We start from the raw sequence: 12,907 nt of genomic DNA, 5'->3' as shown, positions 1-12,907 counted from the left end.
GCTTCCTCGCCACAGGTTTCTCGCACACACAAAAAAACGCCGACGCTCTATCAGCCGTCGGCGTTCGAAACCTTGAAGGGTTTTACCTCGCGAATCAGAACGCCGGCAGTACCGCGCCGCTGTACTTCTTCTCGATGAATGCTTTCACTTCCGGGCTGGTCAGGGCTTTGGCCAGTTTCTGGATGGCAACGCTGTCCTTGTTGTCCGGACGGGCCACCAGGAAGTTCACGTAAGGCGAATCCGCACCTTCGATGACCAGCGCGTCTTTAGCCGGGTTCAGACCTGCTTCCAGCGCGTAGTTGGTGTTGATCATGTCCAGGTCGACCTGGTCCAGCACACGCGGCAGCATGGCCGATTCCAGTTCCTTGAACTTGAAGTTGTGCGGATTCTTGGCGATGTCTTTCGGGGTGGCCAAGGCGTTTTTCGGGTCTTTCAACTCGATCAGGCCAGCCTTCTGCAGCAGGATCAGGGCACGGCCGCTGTTGCTGCCTTCGTTCGGGATGGCAATGGTCGCGCCGTCTTTCAGCTCAGCCAGGGATTTGACTTTCTTCGAGTAGCCGCCAAATGGTTCGACGTGCACACCGATCACGGTCACCAGGTTGGTGCCTTTGCCTTCGTTGAAGCTTTTCAGGTACGGCAGGGTCTGGAAGTAGTTGGCGTCCAGACGCTTCTGATCGACCTGTACGTTCGGCTGAACGTAGTCGGTGAAGACTTTGATTTCCAGGTCCACGCCTTCTTTGGCGAGGGTTGGCTTGATCAATTCAAGAATCTCGGCGTGTGGAACGGGGGTCGCCGCAACCACCAGTTTCTCGCCAGCCTGGGCCAGACCCGCAGTCAGGGCAGCCGCCAGTGCGGTGAACAACAGAACCTTTTTCATGCAGTGTCCTTATCGAAAATCACGGTCGTCGTCGACGACGGCTATTAGTACGAGTGCCATTGAAGTGCTATCGCTGGCGTGAAGCGGACAATACCGGGATTTTTTATTCCCGAACAATATCTTTTATTCACTTTCATATTCCATTTTGTTCATACCGATAACTACAGCGTCTGCGCCAGGCTTTCCAGCAAACGCTTGAGTGCCGAACGCTCGGCAGCCGTGCCGCTTTTGATCGTGTGAGTTACTTGTTGCTCAATCTGCACCAACGACACAGGCACCTCCGGCAGATTCAAATGCTCAGGCAGAATCTCGTCGCCGGTGCTGACCAGCAGCGCAAAGTGAATGACGTTTTCCAGCTCCCGGGTGTTGCCCGGCCAACTGTGCCGCTCCAGCACAAGCTGCGCGGCTTCGCTGATCAGCGGCACCGGCAGGTCGAGGCGCTGGCTGTAGATGCCGAGGAAATATTCGGACAACGAAAGGATATCGCCGACTCGCTCGCGCAATGCGGGCAGTTCGAGCTGGCCTTCGCCGAGGTAGTGATAAAGCCGTTCATGAAATTTCCCGGCCGCCACCGCTTGCGCCAGGTCGATGCTGGTGGCTGCCACCAAGCGCACGTCCACCGGGCTCGGTTGATGAGCGCCAACGCGGGTGACTTCGTGGTTTTCCAGCGCGACGAGCAATTTGATCTGGATTGGCAGCGGCAAGTCGCCGATCTCATCCAGATAAAGCGTTCCCCCGTTGGCCGAACCGAACCACCCCGCACGGCTGCTGGCCGAACCGCTGTAACTGCCGGCGGCGTAGCCGAACAGTTCAGCGTCGGCATAGGTCGGGCTGATGGCACCGCAATTGACCGAGACGAACAACCCGCCGCGATCACTCGCACGATGAATATGCCGCGCGAGCAATTCCTTGCCGCTGCCGGTCTCGCCACGGATCAACACTGAGATCGAGCGCGGCGCCAGTTGCTCCAGCTCCTGGCGCAACTGACGGGAGCGCGGATCGACAAACACCAGCGCCTTGGCACGAATGCTCAGCGGGCTTTTTTCGGCGTCGGGGAAGGTCAGCAGTGGCTGGCCGAAGGCTTCAAAACTCATGGCAGACTCCCGCCCAAAACCGCCGGGGAGACGGGGGGCGTTTAACAAGAAAAAGGTTTACGCACGTCGCAGGGCGTGATGTTCCATACGGTTTTGCAGGCGATAGAGATAGGCAAAACCCTGCTCCCAGCGCTGGTGACCGGACTTCACGTTTATGTGCCCGGCACCCGCCAGAATCCCCGCCTCGGAGCCCCAGTTACGGGCCAGCTCAAGGGCTCGCGGCGCACTGACGGCGCTGTCGTTGTCGGAGCTGACGACCTGACTCGGGAAGGGCAACAAGTGGCTCGGGATCGGCGCGAAGTTACGCAGCGCCGGCGAGCACGCGGGGCGCTCGACGTCCGCCGGCGCGACCAGCAAGGCACCGCGCACCTGACGCAAAAGATTCAGAGGTGCAGTGGCGGCCCAATGCGCAACGGTAATGCAACCCAGACTGTGCGCAATCAAGATCACCGGCGTGCTGTCAGCGGCAATCGCCTCGGCCAGCGCCGCTACCCAGTCTTCACGACGTGGCGTCAGCCAATCGGCCTGCTCCACCCGCGCGCTGTTCGGCAGACTGTTCTGCCAGTGGCTTTGCCAATGATCTTCCGGCGATCCTTGCCAGCCCGGCACAATCAGGTAGCGAATTGATTCGTTGCGCATGGGGAACTCTCCTGCTGCGTGTCTGTTCCCGGTCGAGTATAGGGAGGAGAGTTATATTCGTTAATGAATAAGAAGCTATTTATTAAGACCCACAAGGAATATGCAGTGGTTTTGAATAGATAAAAAAAGGGACCGCACCCTGCCAAGGAGACGGCCCCGGAAACTCAAAATCTATTTGCGCTGATCAACAATTCTGAAGCCGATGATTGGCGAAATCAGTTATCCAATAAAGGAATATTTAATTCCTTTGTTAGACCCGAATTGCATATACCAATCACCCTGAACAACCGCCGAATCTTCGCTGCTTGCGTCACAACCTACCGTTCCTTTGGGTCAAATTGATGACGGACGTTTTCGCTTTTGAGTTTCCGCAGACATTGCTCAGACCTGAGCAGCACGCACTTGCTGTGGCTCTGTCGCGCCCTGGCGCACAAATCGGTTCGCCCGTGCAAACGTCCCGAAATCATTGAACCGAACCCCCATCTCACGCATCACCTTATGCGCCACCGGCACGGTCATCTGGCGGATGTAAAACGGTTCCTTCACCACAAAGTGATGAATCCCGTGGCTGCTGCCGAAGTTGAAGCAGAACGCTTGCATCGGCCACATCCACCAAGGGTTCAGCACTTGGGTTTGCTGAATCACATTCCCCGGCTCCACGTCTCCGTAGTAGTGCATGTTGGAGCTGACAAAGTGCAGGCAAAACGTGCGCAACACGTTCGGGCCGATGATCACCACCGCGGCGATATCGATCACTTGCATCACCGACAGCGTGGTCGCCGACCATTCAATCGATGCGCCCAGCAGATAGGCGATGCCGTTGGCGGCATGGAAACCGAGAAACACATACCACGCCCCCCAATGCACCAGCGCCAGCGGCGCGTACACCTTCAGTGCGCGTTTGATGATGCTGATTTTATGAGCCCAGGTATTCGCCCGCAGCATGCGAATGAACGCCGACATCACGTTGTCGCCGACCATCAGCAGCCGCGCAAAACCCCAGGGTTCACCATTGGTGATCGCGCGCTCTTCCATGTCGGCTTCCGTACCGGACACCTTGTGGTGATTGAGGTGCAAATGCCGACGAATCCACGGATTGATCGTGCTCGGCCGTGCCAACCACACCAGCCCCATCATCAGGTTATGCGGCACGCGTTGCTTGCGAAAGTACATGCTATGAATCAGGTCGTGTTCCAACTCGTGGGTCAACGAGGCGAAGAACGCATTGAGCAACAGGCACACCCACCAGGCCATGTGCCCGGTCAGGTAGAGCGCCGCCGAACCGATCATTCCAGCCAGGGCGAAGGCCAGAATGCCCGCGCCCAAGGCGTCCTGATGGTTGAGAATCGGGTAGCGTTTGCGCAGCTCGACGCCTCTGGCCAGCACCACTTCGCGAATATGGGCTGATCGTTGGGCGGCATTCAGTCGTTGGGGACTTGCAGAAGTACGGTCCATGCTTCCATCCTCTGGTTATTGATGTTCGCATCCTGCCTTGTGAACCCTCGCAAGGTGGTAGCCGTGAACGCCAACCTGTTGACCGGAAGCGCCAATCAGCATGACTGAACCGACCTCCCTCGCCAGCTGGACCCGCGCCCTGCGCAAGCAACTTGATGCGTTGGGCCTCGACAGCACCGCCCTGTGCCAACAGGCGGGGCTCGACCCGCAGTTGATGGACGACCCGAACGCCCGTTACCCGTTGTCGGGCACCACGCGCCTGTGGGAAATCGCGGTGCAGGTCAGTGGCGACCCGGCGATTGGCCTGCGGGTGTCGCGCTTTGTCAGCCCGACAACGTTTCATGCGCTCGGTTATGCATTGGTGGCCAGTGGCAGTCTGCGTGAAGTGTTCGAGCGCATCGTGCGTTATCACCAGGTGGTCAGCGATGCTTTGGAACTGGAGCTGACTCGCACCGAGGATCGCTACCGTTTCCGCCTGAAAATTCCCGAAGGCAATCCCGCACCGGCACTCGAAGCCATCGACGCATTTGCCGCGATCTACGTGCGCACCTGCCGCAATCGCCTGGGCCGCGAATATGCTCCCATGGCGGTGTACTTGCGCCGCCCGGAACCGGCCGACCCGCATCAATGGCACAAAGTCTTTCGTTCGCCAGTGTATTTCGCCGCCGACGAGGACCGACTGGAATTCGCCCTCGCGGACTTCGACAGTCACCTGGACGACGCCAACCCGGAACTGGCCGAACACAACGAAGCGGTGCTCAAGCGCACCCTGGCACAACTCAAACCGCTGACCTGGGAACGCAAGGTCCGCGATGCCATTGAAGAGCAATTGCCCGAAGGCGAACCCAGCGCCGAACACATCGCCAAGGCCCTGCACTTGAGCTTGCGCAGCCTGCAACGGCATCTGGCGGACGAAGGCTGTCGGTTCGATACGCTGCTCAACGAAAGTCGGGAAAACCTGGCGCTGCTGCACCTGCGTGATCCGCAATGCTCATTGAGTGAGATCAGTTATTTGTTGGGGTTCGCCGATACGAGCAGCTTCAGCCGCGCGTTCAAACGCTGGACCGGGATGACACCGGGGCAGTTTCGGGATGGGTTGCGGTGACAAATCTGGAAGGTGGATTGACTGTTCCGGGCTCATCGCGAGCAAGCTCGCGAAGGCGATCGTCAATGCACTACATCGTTCTCAGCTTTTGACCAGACTTCGTGCAACACCTGATTTCCACTGATCCATCATCGCGTCGCCAACCTCGGCAAAACCGCGGTTAGCCCGAATGTAGTGAGCCATCTCGCCCATCGCCACATCCATCCCATGAGCAACCTGTTGCAGCAGTTCATTGCAGCGCCCTTCCGTCAGGTTGCAGGCCGAACGACCAAACCGCATCAACATTTTGTACTTGGGCCAAGCCTTTGATCCACCTAACAGCAACGCCATGCTGTCGGACTTGATGTAGACCGACGTCGTGACGATGTCGTAGGCCGGAGCGAGGTTGATCTGAGCATCGGTGGCGCAATGTTCATACAGCACCCCGAAGTTCTTGAGGTGAGCGTCGCCATTCTTCAAACCGGACGAGAGCGCGACGATCTTGAAGAAAGATTCAAGCGCCTGGTTGAGCAATGACGGGGAGACAAATTCTTTGATTTGCTTCGCGGCACCTTCATACGAGCCATCGTATTTGGCCTTCGATGGCCAGGCATTGAGGACACAAAAATCCTCGAACCCCAAATACCCTCGATCATTGAGATCGAAACGTTTGACGACCAGAAATTTACCGTGCTCGCTGAGTTCAAATGTCGGCACTTCAAGTCCGCAATGCAGCGCGGCACGCATGCAGAAATACTCGTTGGCCGCGAGCTCGGGGTATTCCTCTGGACGAAAGGATTTGACCAGGTGCGTCGCGCCTCGATGGGTCAGTCGGTCGACCGTTGTCGCACTGTCCCGGACAAGCACTTTCGGCTGGACGCCCGAAACACCCGAATACTGGCCATAGGTGTGCAACAGATCATCGAACAAACCTTGCGCGCCGTCATGTACAAGAAGATCCGCAAGGCTGGTTTCCGGGGGCCGGTCACTCGCATCTTGCGCGTTCGCAATGCCCACTCGTCCAAGCTGATACGGGCCGACAATCGCCAGCATCGCGAAATCATCAAACCCGCGCACCGCTTTGCTGAAACGACGAACCAATTCATCGCGCAGAGCGCCCTCGGGCAGGTTCATTTCGAAAATGGGCAGTACACCTTGCTCCCACGTGTAACTCTCAAGGCGCGTCGGCATGGTCAGCGAGACTGCGTTTTCCTCCTGCGCGTTTTCGGCGTAGGTAAAAACCGAATCTGCGCGAGACTGACCACGACCGAGGGTGCCTATTGCCCCTCCGGAAACACTGATGTGCAGCCTGTCCTTTTCCTGCTGCTCAGCCATGGAAGTTGGCCTTTTTCAGAGAGTCCAACGTTGGGCGCTTCGACTGACGGGGCACGGCGGTAAGCACGTATCCGAATCCATTAAGGATCGCCTCAACCTTACGCAGACCAATTTCCGAGAGGGTGTTGTTCTCGATACCTGAAATCGTGGAACGGCTCATGCCGTACTGTTTTGCCAGTGCATCCTGAGAAAGCTTTCGCTCTTTGCGTAGAGATCGGATGAGTTCGCCAAGGTTTTCCATTGCTCAACCTGCATCGTATACCGTGCAATTTTCCACAAATTGTGAATATGCATTGTATTTAGTGCAGTTTTATACCGAAGTCCAGCTCATTTTTTATCCCAGGCCCTTGAATCTACCGCCCCCCGATCCCGCCGCAACAACTTGCGCACCCGCGCCACCAGCTCACTCACGGCAAACGGCTTGAGCAAGTAATCATCCTCATGCAGCTCCAACCCGCGCAGGCGATCTTCGATGCCATCCTTGGTGGTGAGGAACAGTACCGGCGTGTCACCCAGCTTGCGGATCTGCTGCTGCAACTGCCAGCCGTTGAGGCCCGGCAGCATCACGTCGAGGATGATCAGTTGGTATTCGCCGGACTCGATAAAACGCCGGCCGTCCATGCCGTTAAGCGCCACGTCGACCGTATAACTCGCCTCGTTCAGGCCGTTGGCCAGGCGTTTGGCGATCTCCGGTTCGTCTTCTACTAACAGCACACGCATGGCACACCTCGATTGTCGTCATCACAGGCTAGGCGCGTTCGGGCCGATTGCCCATCACAAACTTCAATTCATCCCCCCTGTGGGAGCGGGCTTGCTCGCGAAGGCGATGTGTCAGCTGCATTAAAGTCGACTGACACGCCCTCTTCGCGAGCAAGCCCGCTCCCACAGAGGTTATGTGTTGCAGCTAGATAGCGGCCAACGTCCGCAACCGTACGGCATCCAGAATTTCGATTTCGCCGTAGCCCAGGCCAATAATCCCCTGCCCCTGCAAGTCCTTCAGAATCTGATTGGTCGTCTGCCGCGACAGCGACAACATCGACGCCAATTGCTCCTGCGGCAGTTGCAGCACCCGTCGCGGTGGATCGAATTCGCCATAACCCTCGGCAATCATCAGCAGGCGATGAGCCAGGCGTGCCGGCGCTGGCATCAGGCTCAGTTGTTCGAGGCTGACGAAGGTCAGGCGCAGTTTGTGGCTCATCAGCAGCGCCACTTGCCGCCAGTACACCGGTTGTTCGTCGAGCAACCCCAGCAGCGCCGCCTGCGGGATGTGCAACAGCGTGCACTGGCCCACGCCGAAGGCATCGTGAGTGCGCGGCTGGCCGTCGAACAGGCAGATTTCGCCGAACCAATGGGGCGACTCCACCAGGCTCAGCAATGCTTCCTTGCCCTGCTCGCTGACCGCGCCGATGCGCACCGAGCCTTCGAGCACCGCATACAGCCCGCACGGCGGATCACCGCGCTTGAACAGCAGTTGCCCCGAAGACAACCGTCGCACCCGGGCCGCAGCCAGCAGACTATCCTGTAAGGGAACAGGTAAATGACTGAACCACTGCCCCGACTCCAGGCGCGAACGCCAGACCTGCATGTCCATGAAAACTCCTGGAGATTGTCGCCTGCCTGACAGAGCGAAAGGTGAGCCCGAGGCATGATCAATCACCCTACAGGAGGAATAACAATGAAAAGCCTCGTTGACCATCTCAGTCAATACGCCGCGTACCACCGTGACCCGCGCAACATTGCCAGCCACTTTATCGGGATTCCGTTGATTGTGGTGGCCGTGGCGGTGTTGCTGTCGCGGCCGCAATGGGTTGGAGGCTGGGTTTCCCCGGCGATGCTGGTGGCACTGGCCTCGGCGTGGTTTTACCTGCGTCTGGAAGTGCGCCTCGGGGTTTTGATGACCGTGTTGCTGGGGCTGTGCGTTTGGGCGGGTCAGGTTCTTGCGCAGCAAAGTACGCTGGTGTGGCTGGCGAGCGGGATCGGGATGTTCGTGGTGGGCTGGGCGATTCAGTTTGTCGGCCATCATTACGAAGGGCGCAAACCGGCGTTTGTCGATGATGTGACGGGGTTGATTGTCGGGCCGTTGTTTGTGGCGGTTGAGCTGGTGTTTTTGCTGGGGTTACGGCGGGATTTGAAAGAGCAGATCGAGGCGCGGGTGGGGGGTGTGCGGGTTAATCCGAAGCGTGCTGCTGCGTAGATCGCTTTCGCGGGCAAGCCTCGCTCCCACAGGGGTTCTATATACACCATAGATTCCCTGTAGGAGCGAGGCTTGCCCGCGAAGCTTTTGATCCTAGATGTTGGCGAGTTTCTGCCAGACCTTGGGCTTGAAGAACAACGTCTCGCCCTTCGCCAAACCGATCAGGCTGTCGTGATCCTTCACCACTTCAGCTTCGATCAACTCGCTCTGGCCTTCGACCTTCAACGTGACCCGAGTCGTCGCGCCCAGCGGACGGATATCCCGTACCTCGGCCGCATGGTGATCTTCCAGCTCATGCCGCGACAGTGACACTTCGTGCGGACGGAACAGCACGTGGTTGTCTTCACCCAGATGCAGACGGTTCGAATCGCCGAGGAAGTGATAAACGAAATCGCTGGCCGGGTTTTCGTAGACGTCGCCCGGTGAGCCAATCTGTTCGATCACGCCTTTGTTCATCACCACGATACGGTCGGCGACTTCCATGGCCTCTTCCTGATCGTGGGTCACGAACACCGAGGTCAGGTTGATGTCTTCGTGCAGCCGCGCCAGCCAGCGACGCAGTTCTTTACGGACCTTGGCATCGAGGGCGCCGAACGGCTCGTCGAGCAGCAGCACTTTCGGCTCAACCGCCAGGGCACGGGCCAACGCGATGCGCTGACGCTGACCGCCGGAGAGTTGCTCCGGGTAGCGATCCGACAGCCAGTCCAGTTGCACCATGTTCAGCAGTTCATGCACCTTCACCGCAATCTGGCTTTCACTCGGGCGCTGGTTTTTCGGTTTCATGCGCAGGCCGAACGCGACGTTGTCGAACACCGTCATGTGCCGGAACAGCGCGTAGTGCTGAAACACGAAGCCGACATTGCGATCACGCACGTCATGGCCGGAAACGTCTTCCCCGTGGAACACGATGTTGCCCTGATCCGGGGTTTCCAGGCCGGCGATGATCCGCAGCAGCGTGGTCTTGCCGCAACCCGACGGGCCGAGCAGCGCGACGAGTTCGCCGCTTTGAATATCCAGGCTGATGTTGTCCAGCGCCTTGAACGCGTTGAAATTCTTGCTGACGTTACGCACTTCGATCGACATGAATTATTCCTCCGCGGCGCTGGCGCGCAGGCGGTTAATACGGTTTTCGCTCCACTGCTTAAGCAGCAGGATGAAGAGCGCCATGATCAGCAACAGGCTCGCCACAGCGAACGCGGCCACGTGGTTGTATTCGTTGTAGAGGATCTCGACGTGCAGCGGCAAGGTGTTGGTCACCCCGCGAATGTGCCCGGAAACCACCGACACCGCACCGAATTCACCCATCGCCCGCGCGGTACACAACACCACGCCGTAGATCAGGCCCCATTTGATATTGGGAACGGTGACGTGCCAGAACATCTGCCAGCCATTGGCCCCAAGCAAGCGCGCGGCCTCTTCTTCCTGGGTGCCCTGTTCCTGCATCAGCGGGATCAGCTCACGGGCCACGAACGGCACGGTGACGAAGATCGTCGCCAGCACGATGCCTGGCAAGGCGAAGACGATCTGGATGTCGTGATCCTGCAACCACGGCCCGAACAGGCCCTGGGCGCCGAACATCAGCACGTAGACCAGACCGGCGATGACCGGCGAGACCGAGAACGGCAGGTCGATCAGCGTGACCAGCATACTTTTGCCACGGAACGAGTATTTGCTCACACACCACGCCGCGCTGACGCCGAACACCACGTTCAGCGGCACCGAAATCAGCACGGCGATGACCGTGAGTTTCAGGGCCGACAAAGCGTCGGGTTCGAAGATCGCGGTGAAGAACGCACCGATTCCGAGCTTCAGGCCCTGAGACACCACGATCACCAGCGGCAGCAACAGGAACAGGGCGAACACCAGCCAGCCAAGGCCGATCAGGATTCGCCGCGATGAAGCGCTGCCACGGCGGGCGGCGTTCGAGGAAGCAGCAGCAATAGACGATTGGGACATTTCTGCGCCTCCTTATGGGGTTTCGATGCGTCGTTGCAGCAAGTTGATCAGCAGCAACAGAACGAAGGAAACCACCAGCATCAGTACACCAATGGACGTGGCACCGGTGTAATCGTACTGGTCGAGTTTGACCATGATCAGCAGCGGCAGGATCTCGGTTTTCATCGGCATGTTGCCGGCGATGAAAATCACCGAACCGTACTCGCCGACCCCACGGGCAAAGGCTAGCGCGAAACCGGTGAGCCAGGCAGGCAGCAGCGCGGGCACCAGAATATGGCGGAAAACCTGCAACGGTTTTGCGCCCAGGCAAGCCGCCGCCTCTTCCACTTCACGGGGGATATCGGCCAATACTGGCTGTACGGTACGTACTACGAATGGAAGCGTCACAAAAGTGAGGGCAAGGGTGATGCCGAGGGGGGTATACGCGATCTTGAAACCCAGGTCCGCTGCAAACTGACCCACCCAACCATTGGGCGCGTATAGCGCAGTCAGCGCGATACCGGCCACGGCAGTGGGCAATGCGAAGGGCAGGTCGATCATCGCGTCGATGATCTTTCGACCCGGAAAGGTATAGCGCACCAGCACCCAGGCCAGCAGCGTGCCGATAATGCCGTTGATGATCGCGGCATAGAGCGCGGTGCCGAAGCTCAGCTTCAACGCGGCGAGCACCCGTGGCGCCGAGATAATCGCCCAGAACTGATCCCAGGTGAGTTGAGCGGCATGCACGAACATCGCCGCCAGTGGAATGAGCACAATCAGGCTGAGGTACACCAAGGTGTAGCCCAGCGTCAGCCCGAAGCCGGGTATGACGGGGGAGATACGACGCGACATAAAAGTCCTTGGTTAAAAAGCTATCCGCTAAACGCATCAATGTGGGAGCGGGCTTGCTCGCGAAGAGGGGGTATCAGTCAACATTGTCGTCGTCTGACACACCGCCTTCGCGAGCAAGCCCGCTCCCACAAAGTACGCGCCCAAGCATAAGGCTCGTGGTGAGGCTTAAGTCAGGTTATTGCGCCTGGTAGATCTGGTCGAACACGCCGCCATCATTGAAGAATTTCGGCTGAGCGCTTTTCCAGCCGCCGAAGTCCTTGTCGATGGTCACCAACTCCAGGGTCGGGAACTGCTTGCTGTACTTGGCGGCCACATCCTTGTCACGTGGACGATAGAAGTTTTTCGCCGCAATTTCCTGACCCGCCGGGCTGTACAGGTGCTTGAGGTACGCCTCGGCGATCTCGGCATTGCCCTTTTTCTCGGCGTTCTTGTCGACCACAGCCACCGGCGGTTCAGCCAGGATCGACAGCGAAGGCACGACGATTTCGAACTTGTCAGCGCCGCCGTCTTCTTTCAGCGCCAGGAACGCTTCGTTTTCCCAGGCCAGCAACACGTCGCCCTGACCGTTGTTGACGAAGGTGATGGTCGAACCGCGAGCGCCGGTGTCCAGAACCGGAACGTGTTTGAACAAGGTCTGAACGTATTCCTTGGCTTTGGCTTCGTCACCACCGCTGGCTTTCAGGCCGTAGGCCCAGGCCGCGAGGAAGTTCCAGCGCGCACCGCCGGAGGTTTTCGGGTTCGGGGTGATCACCGACACGTCATTCTTGACCAGATCGCCCCAGTCCTTGATGCCCTTAGGGTTGCCCTTGCGCACCAGGAACACGATGGTCGAGGTGTAAGGTGTGCTCGCCTCCGGCAGACGCTTCTGCCAGTCGGCCGGCAGGGTCTTGCCGAGTTTGGCGATTTCGTCGATGTCACCGGCCAGGGCCAGGGTCACCACGTCGGCGCGCAGACCGTCGATCACGGCCCGACCTTGTTTGCCCGAACCACCGTGGGATTGCTGGATTTTCACGTTATCGCCAGCGTGGTCCTTCTTCCAGAAGTTGACGAACTCAGCGTTGTAATCCTGGTACAGCTCGCGAGTCGGGTCATACGACACGTTGAGCAACTCGTAATCCTTGGCAACCGCGGAACCCGCAAAAAGGGCACTGGCCAAGGCGGCCAAAGCGAAATGACGAATCGACGACATGGTGAAAGCTCCTGGAATTCTTGGTGTGTTGGCTTTTTTTATGGTGTGCTGGAAGCGGGTTGCCGGTTTGTCAGCTCGGTTTGTTGCTCGGGTTCTGCAAACGGAATTTCTCTTTGCGTTCGATCTGAACCACCTGGGCGTTGTGCACGGTGATTTCCACAGCGCCAAAACGCAGATCACGCAGTGCGCTCTGGATCTCACGCAAGATGGTGGCTTCGTCTTGACCGTCAACGCTACGTAGGGATGCGCTCAT

General features: G+C 58.4%; 15 protein-coding genes. 2 read left to right on the top strand and 13 right to left on the bottom strand.

Annotated features, from left to right (window positions below; translation table 11 throughout):
• Positions 1–94: 94 nt before the first annotated feature.
• The 4 genes from ACA053_RS00930 to ACA053_RS00915 all read right to left on the bottom strand — a co-directional run bounded on the left by ACA053_RS00930 (position 95) and on the right by ACA053_RS00915 (position 4,065).
• Positions 95–877 (bottom strand): MetQ/NlpA family ABC transporter substrate-binding protein, encoded by a 783-nt coding sequence (locus tag ACA053_RS00930; RefSeq protein ID WP_064675356.1) that lies wholly within the window; start codon positions 875–877, stop codon positions 95–97.
• Between the two features lie 161 nt (positions 878–1,038).
• Positions 1,039–1,971 (bottom strand): sigma 54-interacting transcriptional regulator, encoded by a 933-nt coding sequence (locus tag ACA053_RS00925; RefSeq protein WP_497314889.1) that lies wholly within the window; start codon positions 1,969–1,971, stop codon positions 1,039–1,041.
• Between the two features lie 57 nt (positions 1,972–2,028).
• Entirely contained in the window at positions 2,029–2,610 is a 582-nt protein-coding gene (locus ACA053_RS00920) for an alpha/beta hydrolase (RefSeq protein WP_497314887.1), read from the bottom strand.
• Between the two features lie 381 nt (positions 2,611–2,991).
• Complete coding sequence (locus ACA053_RS00915; protein WP_497394344.1) at positions 2,992–4,065, bottom strand: fatty acid desaturase; 1,074 nt, start codon at positions 4,063–4,065, stop codon at positions 2,992–2,994.
• Positions 4,066–4,165: 100 nt separating this feature from the next.
• Between ACA053_RS00915 and ACA053_RS00910 the strand changes: the two genes are divergently transcribed.
• Positions 4,166–5,170 (top strand): AraC family transcriptional regulator, encoded by a 1,005-nt coding sequence (locus ACA053_RS00910; protein ID WP_497314883.1) that lies wholly within the window; start codon positions 4,166–4,168, stop codon positions 5,168–5,170.
• Positions 5,171–5,251: 81 nt separating this feature from the next.
• On the opposite strand, the gene ACA053_RS00905 is transcribed toward ACA053_RS00910, so the two are convergent.
• The 4 genes from ACA053_RS00905 to ACA053_RS00890 all read right to left on the bottom strand — a co-directional run bounded on the left by ACA053_RS00905 (position 5,252) and on the right by ACA053_RS00890 (position 8,075).
• A complete protein-coding gene (locus tag ACA053_RS00905; RefSeq protein WP_497394343.1) occupies positions 5,252–6,484 on the bottom strand; it encodes a type II toxin-antitoxin system HipA family toxin in 1,233 nt (410 codons plus the stop codon).
• Entirely contained in the window at positions 6,477–6,725 is a 249-nt protein-coding gene (locus tag ACA053_RS00900; RefSeq protein WP_109627262.1) for a helix-turn-helix domain-containing protein, read from the bottom strand. The genes ACA053_RS00905 and ACA053_RS00900 overlap by 8 nt, the downstream gene beginning before the upstream one ends.
• A gap of 86 nt (positions 6,726–6,811) precedes the next feature.
• Positions 6,812–7,204 carry a response regulator gene (locus tag ACA053_RS00895; RefSeq protein WP_497314879.1) on the bottom strand — a complete coding sequence of 131 codons (393 nt, stop codon included), beginning with the start codon at positions 7,202–7,204 and terminating at the stop codon, positions 6,812–6,814.
• A gap of 184 nt (positions 7,205–7,388) precedes the next feature.
• Complete coding sequence (locus ACA053_RS00890; protein ID WP_497314878.1) at positions 7,389–8,075, bottom strand: Crp/Fnr family transcriptional regulator; 687 nt, start codon at positions 8,073–8,075, stop codon at positions 7,389–7,391.
• 84 nt (positions 8,076–8,159) lie between these two features.
• On the opposite strand from ACA053_RS00890, the gene ACA053_RS00885 reads away from it, so the two are divergent.
• The gene (locus ACA053_RS00885) at positions 8,160–8,678 is read left to right on the top strand and encodes an Mpo1 family 2-hydroxy fatty acid dioxygenase (RefSeq protein WP_497394342.1); all 519 of its coding nucleotides are present in this window, start codon (positions 8,160–8,162) and stop codon (positions 8,676–8,678) included.
• A gap of 93 nt (positions 8,679–8,771) precedes the next feature.
• Here ACA053_RS00885 and ACA053_RS00880 read toward each other — a convergent pair whose 3' ends face one another.
• The 5 genes from ACA053_RS00880 to oscA form a co-directional block, all read right to left on the bottom strand.
• Positions 8,772–9,761 (bottom strand): sulfate/molybdate ABC transporter ATP-binding protein, encoded by a 990-nt coding sequence (locus tag ACA053_RS00880; protein ID WP_109627250.1) that lies wholly within the window; start codon positions 9,759–9,761, stop codon positions 8,772–8,774.
• Between the two features lie 3 nt (positions 9,762–9,764).
• Positions 9,765–10,634, bottom strand: coding sequence for a sulfate ABC transporter permease subunit CysW (cysW, locus tag ACA053_RS00875; protein ID WP_109627248.1), 870 nt, complete (start codon positions 10,632–10,634; stop codon positions 9,765–9,767).
• Between the two features lie 12 nt (positions 10,635–10,646).
• Positions 10,647–11,465, bottom strand: a complete 819-nt coding sequence (gene cysT / locus ACA053_RS00870; protein WP_109627246.1) for a sulfate ABC transporter permease subunit CysT — start codon at positions 11,463–11,465, stop codon at positions 10,647–10,649.
• Between the two features lie 175 nt (positions 11,466–11,640).
• Positions 11,641–12,654: a sulfate ABC transporter substrate-binding protein gene (locus tag ACA053_RS00865; protein WP_497314873.1), complete on the bottom strand. Its 1,014-nt coding sequence runs from the start codon at positions 12,652–12,654 to the stop codon at positions 11,641–11,643.
• A 70-nt stretch (positions 12,655–12,724) separates the two neighbouring features.
• The gene (gene oscA / locus ACA053_RS00860) at positions 12,725–12,907 is read right to left on the bottom strand and encodes a sulfur starvation response protein OscA (protein ID WP_007945260.1); all 183 of its coding nucleotides are present in this window, start codon (positions 12,905–12,907) and stop codon (positions 12,725–12,727) included.

It is taken from the genome of Pseudomonas sp. LBUM1672, from assembly GCF_059695655.1.
This window is presented reverse-complemented; position numbering and strand designations above follow the sequence as displayed.